Here is an 18,762-nt window from a genome sequence, read left to right as displayed (position 1 = left end):
CCCGGTATGGGGCGGATTAGGGAATTTCAGCGGAGCTAGACCAATTAAGTGCAACCGATTGACAAATATTTTTAAAACTTGTACTATACAATACAGTTACGCGAAAGGTAGCTATTTCGGAGATATCTATACCAATTCAACGAATTAAATGCTAACTAAAAAAGGATGGAATTAATATGTGTGGAATTGTTGGAGTTACAGGTACTGACAACAGTTTATCAATCTTGATCGAAGGGTTGAAACGGCTGGAATATCGTGGTTACGATTCCGCTGGGGTCTACGTCAACGACCAAAATGGCCATGACTACTTGGTCAAGCGCCCGGGACGGATTAGCAATCTGGAGGCAGCACTGACGGATGACGTCCATGGCTTGGCCGGGATTGGTCACACCCGCTGGGCAACCCACGGGGAGCCAAACGAGGCTAACGCGCACCCGCAATACTCTCAAGATGACCGTTTCTACCTCGTCCACAACGGGGTGATTGAAAACTATGCTCAACTAAAGAAGGAGTATTTGGCGGACGTCCACTTTGCCAGTCAGACTGATACCGAAGTGGTGGTTCAACTGGTTGACAAGTTTGTCGTGCAGGATCAGATGACGACGGAAGCGGCCCTGTTGAAGGTGCTGCGCCTGATCAGTGATGATTCTTCCTATGCCTTTGTCCTGATGGACCGGGAACAGCCGGATACCCTGTACGTGGCTAAGAACAAGAGCCCGTTGCTGGTTGGCCTGGCTGATGGCTACAACATGGTCGGCTCTGACGCGATGTCGATGATCAAGCAGACCAACCGGTTCATGGAAATTGAAGACCACGAGCTAGTGATTGTTAAGCCGGATCATGTTACCATCAAGGACTTCTCCGGGAACGAAAAGCAGCGGGATACCTTCACCGTGGACATGGATGAAAACGCGGCTGATAAGGGGACTTACCCATACTACATGCTGAAGGAAATTGATGAACAGCCTGCCGTAATGCGGAAGCTGGTTCAGGAATACTTTGGCGATGATGACCAGCCTCACATCGACACGGAGTTGCTGAAGGCAATGGCGGAGGCGGACCACCTCTACATCATTGGTGCTGGAACCAGCTACCACGCTGGTTTAGTTGGCGCCCGGATTTTTGAACGTCTCTGCGGGGTCCCAACGACCGTTCATATCTCATCTGAATTTGCCTACGAACAGCCGCTGCTGTCAAAGAAGCCGTTCTTCATCTTCCTCAGCCAAAGTGGGGAAACCGCGGATAGCCGTCAGGTCTTGGTAAACGTCAATAAGAATAACTGGCCGAGCCTGACCATTACGAATGTGGATAAGTCAACCCTCTCCCGGGAGGCGACCTTTACGGAACTGCTCTACGCTGGTCCTGAGATTGCGGTGGCTTCTACTAAGGCCTACACGGCACAAATCGCCGTGGAAGCCATCCTCGCCAAGGCCCTTGGTGAATACCTTGCTAAGCAGGCGGCGAAGGACTTTGATGTTAAGCACCAGCTGGGCTTAGTTGCTAACGGGATGCAATCCATTACCGATAGCAAGAAGACGCTGGAAGAGGTGGCGGCCCGCTACCTGTCAAAGCCACGGAATGCCTTCTACATTGGCCGGGGAATTGACTGGACCGTTTCCCTGGAAGCTGCCCTCAAGCTCAAGGAAATTTCCTACGTTCAGGCAGAAGGTTTTGCTTCCGGTGAGCTCAAGCACGGGACGATTGCCTTGATTGAAGACCAGACTCCGGTAATCGGGATTATTACCCAGGACCGGACCGCGGGCTTGACCCGGAGCAACCTGGATGAAACCAAGGCGCGGGGTGCAAGCACGATTACGATCGTTGTTCGCCACCTGGCCCAGGAAGATGACACCATCGTCCTGCCGGATGTTGATGAGGTGCTGACGCCGTTGCTGAGCGTCATCCCGGCGCAGTTGCTGGCTTACTACACTAGCCTGGGGAAGGGACTGGACGTAGATAAGCCCCGGAACCTTGCCAAGTCCGTTACTGTTCAATAAAAACTTAAGAGAGTCGGTGAAGGTGCTGTTTGACAGCGCTCTCCGGCTCTTTATTGGTTTAAAAACGGTTCTTAAATTGACATTTTTAGGATTTACTGTTGACTTATTACCGTGTAACCGCTATCATAATAGTTGCAAGGTATTAAGTATTTACCTTCTAATCAATTCTCTTTCTCTCTTATGCCAATCACCGTCATTTTGACGGTGATTTTTCGTTTTAAAGTCCCTATAATGGTTAAGAGAAGGGAGAAGGACGTCTTGGAAAAACAACAGCAAGTATTAACACTGATTGAAGAAATTACTCGCAATGATGGGACGAGCTACTATGAGATCGGCAACATGGTTCATAATGGCCGGGCCGAACTGGCGGCCGAACGGGGCTTTATTAAGCAGGTTCGAATCCTCCAGCTTAATATTCCCCATTCCCGGAACGTGATTAAGTATGAGGACTATGTCAATAGCCACTACCAGATGCAGGATGAGTCGATGGACCACTGGGAGGAGTGGAAGCGAACTCCAGAAATGGACCAGGTCGTGGAAGATATTCTCAAGGAAAACCACGTCGGCTAGGAAATCATTAACCAGCGACCAGAGAACCGCTGATGGCTTTCAGTACTTGTGTTCAGCCTGCGGTTAGGTTTACAGGCTCAACGGAGATGAAGTGGTGGGGAGCGTGACAGAAGTCATTTATGACTTCGTCTTCATGCCCCCGTCGACGCGCAGCTAGTCTTTAGAAAGCACAAAGAGGGTTTCAGAGTTCGGCTTTGCCGAGCACTGGAGCCCATTTGTGTACTGCGCTGTTCATTTTTTATTAAAGTAATAGGACTTATGTCACAGCCCCTTACTGTTTTTAAAAAAATACAGCAGCGCAGGAGATAGCTAGCGGGGAAACAATGAACCGGGTTAGCTCATTCTACTTCATTCGCCGTTTTTAATCGGAAAAAAGGCTATACAGTCGCTGGGTAAGCCAGTATAATTTTATGAGGAGTAAGAGAAAAGTGGAGGTTTGTGGAAGATGAGAGCAGCGATGCGGAGGCGCAGTCAATATATTACAGGTATTGATGGCCTGCGTACTTTAGCGGTACTAGGGGTAATTATCTACCACCTATTACCGAATGTACTTCAGGGGGGCTATCTGGGGGTTCCTCTTTTTCTATTGGTTTCGGGTTATTTTGTTACATATCAAGTCACGAAGCACTTTGATCGTGACGGGTCCTTCGATATTCGAAGTTTTTACAAGCGGCGGTTTAAGCGCCTGTATCCGGTAATGATTGCGATGCTGGTACTGACCACGGCGTATATCACTTTGTTTGCCCGTCCCCTGCTGCACCATATCAAGGCGACGGTCATTACCAACTTGCTTTGGGTTTATAACTGGTGGGAAATTAAGAATGGTCAGTCCTACTTTGACCAGTTTGGGGGCGCGTCACCATTTACCCACCTCTGGACCCTCGGCGTGGAGGCCCAGTTTTACCTGCTGTGGCCAATTATTCTCGTGTGGATGCTGCACCTGCTCAAGCGGCGGACAGTCAAGTGGCTGGTCCTGCTCTTGGCAATTTTATCAGCGGTCGAAATGGCGATCCTCTATGACCCGCAAAACATTAACCGGGTGTACTACGGGACGGATACGCGGGCCTTTTCCCTATTGTTGGGGGCCTGGCTCGGCTTGACGTGGCCGCTGGATAAGCTGCCGCGCAACCTGATCCGCTCGGATGTGGAAAAACTCAATGGAATCGGGATTGCCGCAATTGTCCTTACGGTGATTGGCTTCTTCACGCTGAACGGCCAGAACCCGGCCACCTACCGCGGAGGGATGTTCTTTTACAGTATCGTTGGGATGGTTCTCGTGGCAATGATTTTACATCCGGGCGCTTCACTGAATGGCTGGCTGACGAACCGGTTCTTTTCCTGGGTCGGCAAACGGTCCTATGGGATTTACGTCTACCAGTACCCGGTAATGATTTTCTATGAGCGGTGGGTCCACGTGGGTTTGCACCCGCTGATTAACGCGGTGATCGAACTGCTGATTATTGCCATTATCAGCGAGCTGTCTTACCAGCTGCTGGAACGGCCGTTAGCCCACTATGATTGGACAAATGTCCGCCAGGATTTGCGGAATTTACGGTCCGTCACTTGGCAAGGAGGAATCAAATTGGCATTTAGTATTTTGACACTCGGAATTGCGCTGTTCGGCTTTAGTCAGCCGGATCACCAGCCAGCAAAGAACGTGGTTCAAGAGCGGATTGAACGCAACCACCAGCTGGCGGCGCAAAACAACAAGCAGATTGCGGAGGGCAAGAAGGCCTCCACGGCCCAACCAACGAAGCTGGAGAAGGAATATAACCTGACCAGTGACCAGGTCAAAAAACTGCAGAACGTTAAGATTACGGCAGTTGGAGACTCGGTGATGGCGGATGCCGCTAGCAGCATTCAGAAGCTGATGCCGCAAGCATACGTTGACGCCCAGGTCGGCCGGCAGGGAGCTGATACGCCAGCTGTGATTGACCAGCTCAAAGCCCAGGGCCACCTTAACAAAATCGTGGTTCTCAACCTGGGAACTAACGGCGCGATGACCAAGGAGACAGTTAACCAAATCCTGTCGGGGATTGGTTCTGACCACCAGGTCTTCTGGATTACTGCCCATGTCCCAACACGGCCGTGGCAGCAAACCGTTAACCGGCAGATTAAAGCGGCCGCTAAGCAGCATAAGAACGTTCACGTCATCGATTGGTACCAGGAGAGCAATAACCACGCTGACTGGTTTGCCGCCGACAATGTTCACATGGATGAACAGGGGAACGTCCACTATACCCGGATGATTGCCAAAGCGATTTTGAATAATAAATAGGGGTGGCTTAATTGGTAGATGACGACCAGTTATTGGACCAGGCGGTAGATGTTTACCTGACCGGGTTGAAGGGCCTCGGCAACTTTATTTCTCAACCGTCTGCTGAGTACTCATTGTCGTTTGAGCAGTACATGATTTTACGGACGATTAGCAAACAGCCGGGGATTAAGCTGATGGAGATTGCCGAACAGCGCCAGGTGACCAGGAGCGCAGTTTCGCGCCAACTACGGGTTTTGATGGCGAATGAGTATGTGCGCCAAAAGCCCGACCCGCGTGACCGGCGGCGGCAGTCTTTGACGGCCACGCCGCTGGGTAAACAGGTTGAAGAGAGAATCAGCACAAAGGTCCAGCAACGGTTCAGCAGGTGGGTCAGTGTGTTTGGCAGTGACCGCGGCAAGCAACTGTTGGACCTTCTAGCTGAATTTAACAAGCAGATCGTACAAGGGGAATTGGATGAAGGTAAGGAGCAACGAGCAAATGATTAAGATGATTGCCTTGGACTTGGATAACACCCTTCTGAACAGCCGGAAGGAGATTTCAGCACGAAATGAGGCAGTGCTCAAGAAGCTGCATGAACAGGGGATCCGCGTTGTATTGTGTACCGGGCGGCCGATTAACGCCATCTGGCCCTATATTGAGCAGCTCGGGCTGACTGCGGCAGAGGATTATACGATTACCTTTAATGGTGGCCTGGTAATCAACAACCTTACAAAGGAGCACCTGTTTGAGCGGGGAATGGCGAAGCAGGATCTCCAGCCGTTGCTGGGCTTCGTGGAAACAAACGAAATCCCGCTGAATGTTTTGGATTTCGACCGGGTATATGAGCTGAATGATTTTCCCGGTTCGATTTACCGGACGGTCCTAAAGAACATCAAGTTTGAAAGTATCGCCAGCCGTCACCTGCCGGAAAAGGTATACAGCAAGGCCGTAATGGCAATCACGCCAGAGGAGTTGGCACCAATCATCAAGCACCTGCCGGCCAGCCTGAAGCAGAAATACCATGCGGTGCAATCGCAGCCGATGATTATGGAGTTCCTGCCACTGGGCGTTAATAAGGCGGTGGGGCTCAAGGCCCTGCTGAGTCACTTTGGTGAGGACTTCAGCAACCTGATGAGCTTCGGGGACGCGGACAATGATCTGGAAATGATTCGGGCGGCGGCCCAGGGAATCGTCATGGAAAACGGCCTGCCCCAGGTAAAAGAGGCCGCAACGGCAATTACCGATAGCAACAATAATGACGGAGTTGCCAAGTATTGTGAGCGGTATTTTGCAACACAATTGTAATAAAAAGCCAGTTTAGCAGGCGTAAAAGAAACGAATTTACGGGAATTTATTAAGAATTCCTTGTAAATTCGCTTTTTTTATGGGGCTTTGTTCAGTAGTTAGCACACTTGCAAAGGACGCAATCCTAACGGGCAGTAAGGGGTGCTGGCTGCCGATAAGCGGGTCGAACATAAGATTACAGTAGATTAACAAGTTCATGCCGAAAAAGGGGAAAGAGAAAAGAAGCTGTTACAAGATGGTAAAGTTCGCCGTGTAGTATAGAGAGCGTTGAACGAATAATCAGATTAATAAAGGATGGTTGTTTTACATTATGAATACTAAGAAAAACTTAGTTAAAGTCTTTACTACTCTTGGGGTGGTTGCATTAGGAGTTAGCACGACTGCTGTGGTCGCTAACGCCGACATGGTTTACACCGTTCAAAGTGGTGATACCCTTTCAAGTATTTCTTACAAATTCGCCAAGGACAACAGCTTAATTAATGAGATTGCTAAGGACAACAACCTTAGCGATATTAACCAGCTGCACGTCGGCCAAAAGCTCCTGATTAAGGGCAACGGTGAGATTGCGCCGTTGAATGATAACGATCAGAATGCTACTAGCCAAAACAGCAATGAAGACAAGGACAAGGCACAGAAGACGAGCCAGTCCGCTAACCTCAGCAGCAGTGAACAGGCTGCCAAGGAATGGATCGCCCAGCGGGAATCTGGTGGCAGCTATACCGCGCAAAACGGGGTTCACTATGGTCGTTACCAATTAGACCTGGCTTACCTCGGTGGCGATCTCTCGCCGCAGCACCAAGAAGAAGTCGCCCAACAGTATATGCAAAACCGTTACGGCTCCTGGCAGGCCGCCCAGGCTCACTGGATGGCTAACGGTTGGTGGTAAACGGCCGACGAGCATTTCGGTAAATTTTGAAGTGATAAGAGAGTGAGAAAAAACGCCCCAAATCGGCTAGCAAGCTGATTTGGAGCGTTTGTCTTCGAACCTCCGCAAGGATGGCTACGGTGCGAAACTAGCCTATTTGGGGTTGGTCAAACGCTGATTTATCAGCGCTTGAACTGCCAGCCAGCTACTGGGCTGAGGCATTACTAACTTTAAAATATTAAAGAGATTGAGTTATTTTCCAGCCTCTTTAGTGATATTCAGGGCAAAATTGATGCACGGGGTGGCCGAGTATGTTATGATACATAACGTGCTGGGGATGTTTTTTGGATTCGACAGGTATAGGTCGAGTTTCAACTGCGTTTCGAAGGTTGCGTCTTCGTAAAAACGCTCAGTTTTAAATTATAACTGCAAACAATAATTCAAACTCTTACGCAGTTGCTGCCTAACAAGTAGCACGCGTAAATCTACTTCGGGTTCGTCCATGATGCGAATGTAGGTTTCATATCTTAGTGGACTACGCTCCCTGTTCCCGTTTGAAGCAGTGAGAAGAGATTAATCAAGCTGGCTAGTCATGGTGGCCCTGATCAACGGCGTTTTGGCTAGTGAATCTTAAATAGTTGAGATACGAACGTAGAGGTTGAAATGGCGATATGCTTGGACACGGGTTCGACTCCCGTCATCTCCATAGTAGGGGTATGTTGAAACTCAATTAGCTACAAATCGTTGATATATCAGCATTTGTAATTTTCCGAGATTCAAATAAACTCGTTAAGTTATATTTAAATGTTGTATGAATTGTTGTATAAAATTATTGTTTTCGAAATACAGTTAGTCATCACTATTTGTGATGGCTTTTTTTAATAGATTAATAATTAAAATCATCTTTTAAAAGTGCTTTGAAAAAGTTCGATGAACTTGCGGACCATTTTACATATTAGATTATGTGTTGTAACAAAGTCGCCATTCTTTGAGCAGAATTGTCTCATATATTATTAGAATGTGAAATTAGAAATTATTGATATGTTTACTTTATTCTATAATTTCTTGGTGAATTAGCTTAAGAAATAAAATAAGTTTGAAAGTTTCAAGGAGTTGTATTATATTGAGGGCGTAGAATAAATAATATTAGGAGGGTGTATTATGTTATCGAGGAATAATTGGAAAGAACAAGTTCGGCAACAAGAACCGAAGAAACAACGGTTTACGATTAAGAAATTAACCATTGGAGTTGCTTCGGTTTTGATTGGTTTCACATTTATGGGAATGAGTGCTTCAGCCGACGATCAAACCACACCAACTACTAGTGATCCAGCAGTTACACCTACGAAAGTACAAAGCAATAATAACCCATCTATGGGAATGAGTGCTTCAGCCGACGATCAAACCACACCAACTACTAGTGATCCAGCAGTTACACCTACGAAAGTACAAAGCAATAATAACCCATCAGCTCAGACAGCTCAGAGCGGTGCAACGAGTTATTATAACAATGCACTAAGTCTTTATGCTATTGGTGATAGTGATGATAGTACTGATAGTGACAAGTACCAAGTAACCTACCTTCCGATGTATTTTGAGCGTCCAACAACTGATACCCCAGTTACTAAGACCCAAACGCCAATGATGCCTTATATGATGCCAGATGGGACAATTACTGGTTACAAACTTACTGGTGACACACACGGAGCTCCTTTTAATCCTCCAAAGGGTCTCACTGCCTCTGTTGATTCAAAGACTGGTAAAGTAACCGTAACTGTAGCAAAGGATGTCACTACTGATGACTTCACTATTATGGTAGATATTGACTATCAAGACGGCAGTGGTACGTTCTGGTATGTTCCGGTCCACATCAAGAATTACGCTAATCAATACATTCCAGCTTACACAGACACAACTGTTGCGGCTAATAGTTCTGTAAATACTGGTTCTCCTAGCTTCACTAAGGATAGTGAAGCAGTTACAGATGTTCCTGGTCATACTTACGCATTTAAAGATGGCACAACTAATATGACCATTAATGATAAGAATAGTAAGAACCCAGTAACTGTAACTATCGATAATACCTCTGGTGCTATTACATTTACTGCTCCAGATGATGCTACTGAATATGATATTCCAGTAACAGTAACCTATAAAGATGGTTCAAGCAACACGGCAACTGCTAAAGTCTTCGTTAATAAGTCACTTGATCCAACCAAGGTTGATCCAACGAACCCTGAATATAAGGAAATGTTCAAGACGGTTACCCGTGATATTGTGACTACTTCAGTATCTGGTCAACAAACAACTAAGACTCAGAGTCTAGACTTTGGTCGGACAATGACTATCTACGGTAATGGCGATCCTGCTACATATGGTAAGTGGGAAGCTTTGAGTGCGGACAAATTTGCTTCTAAAAACATTACACCAGTTGATGGTTACACTTCTTACTACAAGATTGGCAATGACGGTCAAAAGGTATATGCTTCTGCTGTTCCATCTGCTTCTGCATTAGATAAGGATGGCAACCCAGTTGCCGGTACTACTGTTTACGTTGGTTACGATAAGAGTAACGCTGATCAATACATTCCAGCTTACACAGACACAACTGTTGCGGCTAATAGTTCTGTAAATACTGGTTCTCCTAGCTTCACTAAGGATAGTGAAGCAGTTACAGATGTTCCTGGTCATACTTACGCATTTAAAGATGGCACAACTAATATGACCATTAATGATAAGAATAGTAAGAACCCAGTAACTGTAACTATCGATAATACCTCTGGTGCTATTACATTTACTGCTCCAGATGATGCTACTGAATATGATATTCCAGTAACAGTAACCTATAAAGATGGTTCAAGCAACACGGCAACTGCTAAAGTCTTCGTTAATAAGTCACTTGATCCAACCAAGGTTGATCCAACGAACCCTGAATATAAGGAAATGTTCAAGACGGTTACCCGTGATATTGTGACTACTTCAGTATCTGGTCAACAAACAACTGAGGCTCAGAGTCTAGACTTTGGTCGGACAATGACTATCTACGGTAATGGCGATCCTGCTACATATGGTAAGTGGGAAGCTTTGAGTGCGGACAAATTTGCTTCTAAAAACATTACACCAGTTGATGGTTACACTTCTTACTACAAGATTGGCAATGACGGTCAAAAGGTAAATGCTTCTGCTGTTCCATCTACTTCTGCATTAGATAAGGATGGCAACCCAGTTGACGGTACTACTGTTTACGTTGGTTACGATAGGAACAATACCACTCCTGGCGATGACCGCAACCATAACACTAACCCTGGTGATAATGGTAACCACAATACTAACCCAGGTAATAACAACGGTATCAATAATGGTACCCAAAACGGTAATGGCAACAAGACCGTAAACACTAATGTTACTAACAACGGTAATGGTGACAACAGTCAAAACAACAAGCAAGCATTACCACAAACAGGTAATACTAAGAATGATGCGGCTGTAGCTGGATTAGGTTTAGCTGGCTTACTGGCAATGCTTGGTTTAGGCGGATTGAAGAAGAAACGCAACTAGATAACATAATTTTCTTTCCCAATATTTAAGTGCTGTATTCGATTCGTCTAAACTATGAAAAGGACTACTTAGTATTTATTGTAAGCAGTCCTTTTTTTGTTGGTAAATTAGACTCTTTGTTAATCGGTAAGGATGAAGAGAATATAGAGAACTAGACTAAGCAACTTTAGCTATTGGTCTAGTTTTCTTTTTTTGATAATTCCCGAATCATGAGATTAGAAGTCTTCAACGAAACGAGAATCCTAATCCGGAAATGGAAGAAGTTGCGATAGCCATATGCGGTCTGTTTGATTACTTTAATTTTATTATTGGTGCCTTCGATTGGCCCGTTGGTTAGTCGGGTGTGAAAGCTGGTAATAATCTCTTGTCGGTGCTTAGCGAGGGTTCGCTTAACTCGTTTCATAGCCCTTGGTAAATTAGTTTGCTTAATTAACTGATCTAATAAGGCCTAACTATGGTGACTAATTGAGGCTATTAGGTCTTGATAGTATTCGTAAGCAGCTTCCAGGTCTGGGGAAAAAGCAAGCAGTCGTTCGACGACTTCTTGATTGGATAACCAGGAATAGTGAAAGTTACGTCGTGAATAGTAGTGTAGGTAATCAAGTTGGTCTCTCTTAACCATTAATAGCTTCCAGTAATGTTTCAGGACTCGGCATTCATGAGTACTGGGACCATATGCTTTCATTACTTTGATCCGGACACTTTGAAGGGCCCGGTAAGCTTGTGCAACGACGTGAAAATGATCAGCGATGATTATTGCCTTGGGAAATAAGTCATGAATTAAGTTACGATAAGGTTCAAACAGATCAACAACGACAATCTTAACCGACCGCTGCGTCTTTTTAGAGTAGTGAGAAAGAAAATAATTACGCATAAAACGCGAATTACGAGACTGAATGATATCAATAGTGCGGTGGTTCTGTGGATTCATTAAGATCATACTCATCTTACTTTGGGTTCCGTCATCTCCATTTTTAAGGATTTTGCTGATTGTCAATGGTGTTAAACGTTGACAATCAGCTTTTTATTTTTCTCCCGAAGTTGGTTGCGAAGCCCTTGGGACCAATCCACGGGCAATTTTCCTTTCCTGCTAGTGGCGGTACGGCTGGCTTGTTTTTTGCTACCGCTGTTCAAGGGGCAAATTGTCTAATCTCCTTTCAAATTTTCACGGGAGAAGTATATAATGATGGAAGATTAACTAAGGGGGCGGGACGTCGTCGAAACTAAAGCAAGTATTATCATTGAGGATTTTTCAGCGCTCGGTCAGATTTCACTAGTGGCCGCAACGACAATTCTTCAAGCAATGGGGATTACGACCGCTCTCCTGCCCGCTACGGTCCTGTCCACCCAGACTGAGGGCTTTGCCACCCCAGTCGCCTTGGACACGACCAACTGGCAACAGGCGACTGCCCAGCATTGGTCCCAGCTTCAGTTACCCTTCCAGGGGGCCCTGGTTGGTTACCTCGGTAGCGCCCAGGAAGTTCACACTGTCCGCCAGATCATCCACGATTTGGTCCCCAACCAGCTTGTGGTCGACCCGGTGATGGCGGACCAAGGCCGCCTTTATCCGGGCTTGCCGGCTACGTACCCCGCGGCCCTCTGTGACCTGTGCCGGGATGCGACCGTGCTGACCCCTAATTGGACCGAACTGTGCTTGATGACCGGGCAAAGTATCAGTGAGCCCAACCCGGAAGAATGCCTGCACATGGCGAAACTGCTCCACCAGGCCGGCATTACCGGTCAGCTGGTCGTTACCGGGATCCACCAGGATGGCCAAATCGGCTCCTGGCTGGTCCACGGTGACCAGCTGCTTTTTAGTGGGGCCGATTATTTCCCGGGACATTTTTACGGAACCGGTGACTGCTTTGCGGCACTCCTTTACGGCTACTTAACGCGGGGCAGTAGGTTGCACACTGCCGTTGACCAGGCTACCCAGGCCCTCGCCGTCGCAGTCAAGGAGACCGCGGCCGTACCCATGGGAGAGCGTCTGCTGGGAATGCAGCTCAAGAAGTTAGTGACTTATTTAACGAGGGAGAAATAGCAATGCAAAAACAAGTACAAACTAAAAAAATGACTTTGGCAGCAATGCTCTTGGCGCTGGCAATCGTCTTCGGCCGCCTCTTTTTAATTCCGTTACCGTGGACGCGGGGGAACGTGAACCTTTGTGATGCCGCCATTTTTATTGGGGCCATGCTGCTCGGTCCCTGGTATGGAGGTACGATTGGGGGCTTTGCCGGCCTCTTCTTAGACCTGATTTCCGGCTTTGCCCAGTATGCTCCGTTTTCGTTTATTGCCCACGGACTAGAGGGCTTGCTGACCGGCCTGATAATGCGTTGGCTGCCAGGGTGTTGGGGCCGCTTCCTGGGCCTTGCAGTTGGAATTATTGTGATGGTGGTCTGCTACTTCTTTGCCGACTCGTTCCTGTACAATTGGGCGACCGGGACACTGGGGGTTATCCCTAATACCATCCAGGGGCTGATTGGGGCATTGATTGCGCTCCTGTTTGCTAAACCCCTGCGGCGGCGCCTGAATATTTCACTTAAATAGAGTTAAAGGAGGATCATTGTGAATATCCTGATGATTGAAGACAACCATTCCGTCTGTGAAATGATGGCAATGTTCTTAAAAAAGCAAAATTGGCAGTATGAGTTTGCCTATGACGGGGTGGAAGCGGAGGAAAAGTTTAACGCTGCCCCGGACAAGTGGGATGTCATCTTGCTGGACCTTAATTTACCCAAGAAGGATGGGATGCAGGTGGCTGCGGATATTCGGCGGGTTTCGCCGACGGTACCGCTGATCATGCTGACCGCCCGGGATACCGAGAGTGACCAGGTGCTTGGCCTGGAAATCGGCGCTGATGACTACGTTACCAAGCCCTTTAGCGCGATTACACTGATTGCCCGCATTAAGGCACTCTATCGCCGGAGCCAGCTTGCCAAGCAGCCGGCAGAACAGCCGGGGGCTGCTGACCGTGATTTTGATGTTAAAACCAAGAACTTCCGGATGAACACTAAGACCCGGGAAGTCTTTCTCTACGACCAGCAAATCGATGACCTGACACCAAAGGAATTCGACCTTCTCAAGACGCTGGCTTCCAAGCCACGGCAGGTGTTTACCCGGGAGCAGCTCCTCCAGCTTGTCTGGGACTATGAATACTATGGGGATGAACGGACTGTCGATGCCCATATCAAGAAGCTCCGGCAGAAGCTGGAAGACTTGGGACCACAGGTAATTAAGACGGTATGGGGAGTAGGCTATAAGTTTGATGACGAAGCTGACTAAAATGAAGTTAATGTACCGGCTGATGCTCAGCTTTTTCACCATCATCGTGATTTTGATGGTGATTTTAAGTATTTCCTTTATTAAGGTGACTAACCAGTCGATGTACCAGGATACCTGGCGGCAGCTCCGGCAGGATGCCGATAGTTTGGTCGAGGATTCAATTCGTTACGACCCGGTTGACCACTCCTTTGCCGGTTTTGTAACTCCTGCCCTGCATTCGGATGCTCGCTTGCTGAGCCATCAGGACGTTCATTTTGCCATCTATGGACGGGACCAGGAACAACTCTTTGCCAGCAACGGCTTTACCCCAACCATTACGGCTGCTAAGTGGGCAAAGCTGGAAAAGGGGGAGACTATCTACGTTAAGATGACTACTCCCCGGCTTTCCAAGCAGGTTGCGGCGACTAATATGCCCCGGATGACCGAAATTATCCGCCCTTACCGTAACAAGAACAAGCTAGTAGCCGTAGTAGCGATTGCGACCTTTGTGTCACCGATTGAACGGAATATGCACCAGATCAAGCTGAACTTGTTAGTGGCGCTCCTCTTCGCCGGCTTGATGACGTTGCTGGTCAGCTACTTCTTTTCCCGGTCAATTACCGTTCGGATCAAACGGCTGCGTGAGCTGACCCACCAGGTTGCTAAAGGCAATTACGATGTCCGTCTGCGGATTTTGGGTAATGATGAAATTGGGGACTTGGGGCGGAGCTTTAACCAGATGACGGCCTCGCTGCAGAGTTCGCACGAAGAAATCCACTCCCAGGAGGAGCGGCGGCGTCAGTTTATGGCCAATGCCGCTCATGAAATGCGGACTCCGTTGACGACGATTAACGGAATCCTCGAGGGGCTTCAATATGACGTGATTCCAGAAGAAGATAAGCAGCATAGCATCGAATTGATGCAGAATGAGACCAAGCGGTTGATCCGCCTGGTCAACGACAATTTGAATTACGAAAAGATTCGGACAAACCAAATTTCGATGGAACGAAAGCTGTTTGACGCATCTGCGGTTCTCCAAAACCTCAAGGAGCAGTTAGGAAAGAAGGCCCGTGCGCAAGGCGACCAACTGGAATTGTCAGTGCCAGACGGTCTCTTGGTGTATGCCGATTACGACCGCTTCGTGCAAATTATGTTTAATATTATCCAAAACGCAATTCAGTTCACGGAAAATGGTGTGATTAAGATTAGCGGTCAACAGCGAGGACACGGGACGCAGTTTGTCGTTCAGGATAACGGTATCGGGATGACGGCTGACCAGCAGGACAACATCTGGGAACGCTACTATAAGGCCGACAAGTCACGGATGAATACCAAATACGGGGAGTCCGGGCTGGGCCTGGCAATCGTTCACCAGTTGGTCCAGCTCCATAGCGGTAAAATCACGGTAAAGAGTGAATTGGGCAAGGGGAGCACCTTTACAGTTTTCTTCCCCGATAGTCAAACCGCCCTGCGCAATCAGCAGGCGAAAGATGAAAATTAAAGGTGTGCTCCAATAAGACCAATTTTTTATAAAAGGCTTTACTTGCTATTAGTACCAGCACTTTAACCGGTAGACCGAAATTTCCGGACTTGTGCAAGCGTTTCCAGTGTGATAGATTATCATCTTGTAGATTGATTGATAGGAGAGAATTGTTATGGTGTTAACTTATCTACTTGCATTGGTGCCGGCTGTCGGTTGGGGGATTATGCCCCTGATTACCGGTAAAGTTGGTGGCTCGACGATTAACCAGACCTTTGGAATTGGTGCCGGGGCCACAATCATTGGTTTAATTGCTTTTCTGACTGCACAGCTATCGGGTAACCCTGGTGCCGTAGTTGTTAGTGCCCGCGGCTTCTGGATTTCCGTTATTTGTGGGGCGCTCTGGTCGACTGGTCAGATTGGTCAGTTCGTGTCCTTCAAACGGATGGGCGTTTCTAATACTATCCCGCTATCGACTGTGTTCCAACTGATTGGGAATTCCCTGATTGGGGTCATCATCTTTGGTGAGTGGCATTCTACGATGGCCCGCCTGATTGGTTTTGGTGCTTTGCTTGTCGTAATCATTGGTGCCCTGATGACCTCCGTGACCGACGAAAGCTCTGGTAAGCGGGTAACGGTTAAGAACTTCTTCTTCCTGCTGTGCACAACCTTTGGTTACTGGGTTTACTCCGCCTTTCCAAAGATTCCGTGGCTTAAAGACGAAAAGTCGTTGGGAATCTTTCTGCCAGAAATGATTGGGATTTTGATTGGTGCTGTGATTTACACCTTTGTTTCTGGCAATGCGAAGGCCTTCAAGCAAAAGGAACAGTACTTGAATATCTTCGGGGGCCTTTCCTGGGGTATCGCTGCCCTAGCCTATATCTTTGCTGGCCGGGCGCTCGGGGTCAACGTGGCCTTTGTCTTTACCCAAATGAACGTGGTAATCGCCACTATAGGGGGAGTATTAGTATTACATGAACACAAGACCAGCCGTGAAATGGCCTTTACAATTGCCGGAATTATCTTAATTGTCGCTGGGAGTATCTTGACGGCATTTGCCCACTAAATAATTTCCCGGGAAATAAATAGAAATAAAAAACGAGGCTGAGCATTAACTTAGCCTCTTAGCTGTTTTAAAGGTGATAATACTAGAACGCGCTAGCTGTGCACATCAGTGGCGGTGAGACGCTCTAATATGGGAGACTGTCTAGGTTATCGTCTTCAGTGATTTGACGGACTGCCTTGGCAGGAACACCGAGTGCCAGCGAGTTGGCCGGCATATCTTGTGTAACGACGGCGCCTGCGCCGATGACACAGCCGTCGCCAATCGTGACCCCTGGGCAGATTGTGACGTTGGCGGCTAGCCAGCAATTGCTGCCAATCGTAACGGGTTTGCCGTACTCGTAGTCAGCAAAGCGGCCGTCTGGAAGCTGGCGTGGGTTACGCTGCTGGTAACGGAGCGGGTGCATGGCGGTAATAATGGAGACGTTCGGGCCGCACATGACGTTATCGCCAATGGTGACGGGACAGGTGTCGAGAAGCGTTAAATTGGCATTGGCGTAGAAATTATCACCAAGGGTTGTAAACCGACCATAGTCGACAAACATGGGACCCTGAATATAGGTGCTAGCACCATGGTTGGGGAATAGTTTTTCGATAATGGCTGTTCGTTCGACGGTATCTTCATCCGTAGTCAATGTGTAGTCACGGCACAGGCGGTGAGCGAACTGGGCGAACGCGTCTAACTCCGCAGTGGCTGGGCAATAGGGCTTGCCCGCCAGCATTCTCTTGGTATTTTCTTCCATCTTAATTCACTCCTTTACTGTTCTAAATACTATTATGGCAGTGTTTAGGGGCTTCTACGAGCACTAAACAGATTTGTCCTTTCCGATTGAAACCGACTACATTATCCGCTATTATGATTAAGTAAAATAATTTATTTTAGAAAGAAGCGCTTATAATGACACAGGTAAAATTCGATAGCAGTGCTTTGAAACAATTTGTTCATGACAACGAACTCGGCGAGATGCAGGCAATGGTCAAGGCCGCAGATGATGAACTCCGCAACGGGACCGGTGCCGGGGCCGCCTACCGCGACTGGCTCCACCTTCCAAGCGAGTACGATAAGGATGAATTTGAGCGGATCAAGCAAGCCGCCAAGAAGATCCAGTCCGACTCCGACATCTTAGTTGTCATCGGAATCGGGGGCTCCTACCTCGGTGCTCAGATGGCAATCGACTTCCTCCACAACACTTTTTATCAGGCGCAGGACGCCAAAGACCGGAAGTACCCACTGGTCATCTTTGCCGGGAACTCCCTCAGCTCGACCTACGTTCACGACCTGCTGGAACTGATTGGTGACAAGGACTTCTCCGTCAATGTCGTTTCCAAGTCCGGGACGACGACCGAACCGTCCATTGCCTTCCGGATTTTCAAGAAGAAGCTGATTGAAAAGTACGGTCTGGAAGAAGCTAACAAGCGGATTTACGCCACGACCGACAAGGCCAAGGGGGCGTTGAAGACCGAGGCCGACGCCAACGGTTACGAATCCTTCGTCATTCCTGATGGGGTCGGTGGCCGTTACTCCGTCCTCTGCCCGGTTGGCCTCCTGCCAATCGCCGCTTCTGGTGCCGACATTGACCAACTGATGGCTGGTGCGGCCCAGGCGGAACAGGACTACGTTAACCCAGACCTGTCCAAGAACGAGGCTTACCAGTACGCCGCCTACCGGAACATCCTCTACCGGAAGGGCTACGAGACTGAACTCCTGGAAAACTACGAGCCCAACATGCGGATGTTCGCCGAATGGTGGAAGCAGCTGGCCGGTGAATCCGAAGGGAAGGACCAGAAGGGCATTTACCCATCCAGTGCTAACTTCACGACTGACCTCCACTCACTTGGTCAATACATCCAAGAAGGACGCCGCTTCCTGATGGAAACCGTTGTGAAGCTCGACAAGCCAAACTTCGACGTGGAGATCCCAAGCGAAGAAGATAACCTTGACGGCCTCGGCTACCTGGAAGGGAAGACGATGGACTTCGCCAACACCAAGGCCTACGAAGCTGTAGTGGCTGCCCACACGGCTGGTGGCGTACCAGTAATGACCGTTCACATCCCAGAAGAAAATGAATACACGCTGGGCTACCTGATCTACTTCTTTGAGGTGGCCATGGGGATTTCCGGTTACCTGAACGGGATCAACCCATTCAACCAACCAGGGGTGGAAGCCTACAAGACCAACATGTTTGGCCTGCTGGGCAAGCCGGGTTACGAAGAAGTCGGCAAGCAGCTCCGCGCTGAAATGGAAAAGAACAACTAGGATTAAGGAGGAACTGGAGAGTAATCCCCAGTTCTTTTTTATGGATAAAGAAAAAATTTATCAACAACAGCAGCGAGTCCAGCACCGTTTAGTCGCCTGGATTGTTTTGACCATCTGTTTTCAAATTATTACGGCGCTGACTGGTTGGCT

Annotated in this window: 14 protein-coding genes, 1 other RNA gene and 1 pseudogene; 14 read left to right on the top strand and 2 right to left on the bottom strand. The window is 48.0% G+C overall.

Annotation, left to right across the window (positions count from 1 at the left end; all coding sequences use genetic code 11):
• The first annotated feature begins 176 nt into the window (after nucleotides 1-176).
• From glmS to N4599_RS03820, 8 genes are all read left to right on the top strand, one after another.
• The gene (gene glmS / locus N4599_RS03855; protein WP_062814023.1) at nucleotides 177-1,997 is read left to right on the top strand and encodes a glutamine--fructose-6-phosphate transaminase (isomerizing); all 1,821 of its coding nucleotides are present in this window, start codon (nucleotides 177-179) and stop codon (nucleotides 1,995-1,997) included.
• 258 nt (nucleotides 1,998-2,255) lie between these two features.
• Nucleotides 2,256-2,567, top strand: coding sequence for a hypothetical protein (locus N4599_RS03850; protein ID WP_003714130.1), 312 nt, complete (start codon nucleotides 2,256-2,258; stop codon nucleotides 2,565-2,567).
• Between the two features lie 445 nt (nucleotides 2,568-3,012).
• Nucleotides 3,013-4,845 carry an acyltransferase family protein gene (locus N4599_RS03845; RefSeq protein ID WP_062814022.1) on the top strand — a complete coding sequence of 611 codons (1,833 nt, stop codon included), beginning with the start codon at nucleotides 3,013-3,015 and terminating at the stop codon, nucleotides 4,843-4,845.
• Between the two features lie 11 nt (nucleotides 4,846-4,856).
• The gene (locus tag N4599_RS03840) at nucleotides 4,857-5,330 is read left to right on the top strand and encodes a MarR family winged helix-turn-helix transcriptional regulator (RefSeq protein WP_003714135.1); all 474 of its coding nucleotides are present in this window, start codon (nucleotides 4,857-4,859) and stop codon (nucleotides 5,328-5,330) included.
• The gene (locus N4599_RS03835; RefSeq protein ID WP_260902106.1) at nucleotides 5,323-6,129 is read left to right on the top strand and encodes a Cof-type HAD-IIB family hydrolase; all 807 of its coding nucleotides are present in this window, start codon (nucleotides 5,323-5,325) and stop codon (nucleotides 6,127-6,129) included. The genes N4599_RS03840 and N4599_RS03835 overlap by 8 nt, the downstream gene beginning before the upstream one ends.
• Nucleotides 6,130-6,439: 310 nt before the next feature.
• Nucleotides 6,440-7,015, top strand: coding sequence for an aggregation-promoting factor (gene apf / locus N4599_RS03830; protein WP_260902104.1), 576 nt, complete (start codon nucleotides 6,440-6,442; stop codon nucleotides 7,013-7,015).
• Between the two features lie 312 nt (nucleotides 7,016-7,327).
• Nucleotides 7,328-7,703, top strand: a transfer-messenger RNA (tmRNA) gene (gene ssrA / locus N4599_RS03825).
• Between the two features lie 452 nt (nucleotides 7,704-8,155).
• Nucleotides 8,156-10,552: a Rib/alpha-like domain-containing protein gene (locus tag N4599_RS03820; protein WP_260902102.1), complete on the top strand. Its 2,397-nt coding sequence runs from the start codon at nucleotides 8,156-8,158 to the stop codon at nucleotides 10,550-10,552.
• A gap of 178 nt (nucleotides 10,553-10,730) precedes the next feature.
• Here N4599_RS03820 and N4599_RS03815 read toward each other — a convergent pair.
• Nucleotides 10,731-11,483: pseudogene (locus N4599_RS03815) on the bottom strand (ISL3 family transposase).
• A 345-nt stretch (nucleotides 11,484-11,828) separates the two neighbouring features.
• Between N4599_RS03815 and N4599_RS03810 the strand changes: the two are divergent.
• The 5 genes from N4599_RS03810 (at nucleotide 11,829) to N4599_RS03790 (ending at nucleotide 16,359) form a co-directional block, all read left to right on the top strand.
• Nucleotides 11,829-12,593: a PfkB family carbohydrate kinase gene (locus N4599_RS03810; RefSeq protein WP_062814018.1), complete on the top strand. Its 765-nt coding sequence runs from the start codon at nucleotides 11,829-11,831 to the stop codon at nucleotides 12,591-12,593.
• Nucleotides 12,594-12,595: 2 nt separating this feature from the next.
• Complete coding sequence (locus N4599_RS03805) at nucleotides 12,596-13,099, top strand: ECF transporter S component (RefSeq protein ID WP_062814017.1); 504 nt, start codon at nucleotides 12,596-12,598, stop codon at nucleotides 13,097-13,099.
• 18 nt (nucleotides 13,100-13,117) lie between these two features.
• Nucleotides 13,118-13,834 carry a response regulator transcription factor gene (locus N4599_RS03800; protein ID WP_062814016.1) on the top strand — a complete coding sequence of 239 codons (717 nt, stop codon included), beginning with the start codon at nucleotides 13,118-13,120 and terminating at the stop codon, nucleotides 13,832-13,834.
• Nucleotide 13,835: 1 nt separating this feature from the next.
• On the top strand, nucleotides 13,836-15,314 hold the full coding sequence (locus N4599_RS03795; RefSeq protein WP_062814015.1) for a sensor histidine kinase: 1,479 nt from the start codon (nucleotides 13,836-13,838) through the stop codon (nucleotides 15,312-15,314).
• A 154-nt stretch (nucleotides 15,315-15,468) separates the two neighbouring features.
• Entirely contained in the window at nucleotides 15,469-16,359 is an 891-nt protein-coding gene (locus tag N4599_RS03790; protein WP_191364255.1) for a GRP family sugar transporter, read from the top strand.
• Nucleotides 16,360-16,483: 124 nt separating this feature from the next.
• Here the strand turns inward: N4599_RS03790 and N4599_RS03785 are convergent, their stop codons facing one another.
• Nucleotides 16,484-17,098: a sugar O-acetyltransferase gene (locus N4599_RS03785; RefSeq protein ID WP_260902098.1), complete on the bottom strand. Its 615-nt coding sequence runs from the start codon at nucleotides 17,096-17,098 to the stop codon at nucleotides 16,484-16,486.
• Nucleotides 17,099-17,253: 155 nt separating this feature from the next.
• On the opposite strand from N4599_RS03785, the gene N4599_RS03780 reads away from it, so the two are divergent.
• A complete protein-coding gene (locus N4599_RS03780; protein WP_260902096.1) occupies nucleotides 17,254-18,612 on the top strand; it encodes a glucose-6-phosphate isomerase in 1,359 nt (452 codons plus the stop codon).
• Nucleotides 18,613-18,762: the final 150 nt, after the last annotated feature.

It is taken from the genome of Limosilactobacillus oris (assembly GCF_025311495.1).
Taxonomy (GTDB): domain Bacteria; phylum Bacillota; class Bacilli; order Lactobacillales; family Lactobacillaceae; genus Limosilactobacillus; species Limosilactobacillus oris_A.
This window is presented reverse-complemented; position numbering and strand designations above follow the sequence as displayed.

Excerpts from the sequence above, each read along its gene's own strand:
- glmS (WP_062814023.1), top strand. The coding sequence starts at position 177 with ATGTGTGGAATTGTTGGAGTTACAGGTACTGACAACAGTTTATCAATC.
- N4599_RS03845 (WP_062814022.1), top strand. The coding sequence starts at position 3,013 with ATGAGAGCAGCGATGCGGAGGCGCAGTCAATATATTACAGGTATTGAT.
- N4599_RS03835 (WP_260902106.1), top strand. The coding sequence starts at position 5,323 with ATGATTAAGATGATTGCCTTGGACTTGGATAACACCCTTCTGAACAGC.
- apf (WP_260902104.1), top strand. The coding sequence starts at position 6,440 with ATGAATACTAAGAAAAACTTAGTTAAAGTCTTTACTACTCTTGGGGTG.
- N4599_RS03820 (WP_260902102.1), top strand. The coding sequence starts at position 8,156 with ATGTTATCGAGGAATAATTGGAAAGAACAAGTTCGGCAACAAGAACCG.
- N4599_RS03805 (WP_062814017.1), top strand. The coding sequence starts at position 12,596 with ATGCAAAAACAAGTACAAACTAAAAAAATGACTTTGGCAGCAATGCTC.
- N4599_RS03795 (WP_062814015.1), top strand. The coding sequence starts at position 13,836 with ATGAAGTTAATGTACCGGCTGATGCTCAGCTTTTTCACCATCATCGTG.
- N4599_RS03790 (WP_191364255.1), top strand. The coding sequence starts at position 15,469 with ATGGTGTTAACTTATCTACTTGCATTGGTGCCGGCTGTCGGTTGGGGG.
- N4599_RS03785 (WP_260902098.1), bottom strand. The coding sequence starts at position 17,098 with ATGGAAGAAAATACCAAGAGAATGCTGGCGGGCAAGCCCTATTGCCCA.
- N4599_RS03780 (WP_260902096.1), top strand. The coding sequence starts at position 17,254 with ATGACACAGGTAAAATTCGATAGCAGTGCTTTGAAACAATTTGTTCAT.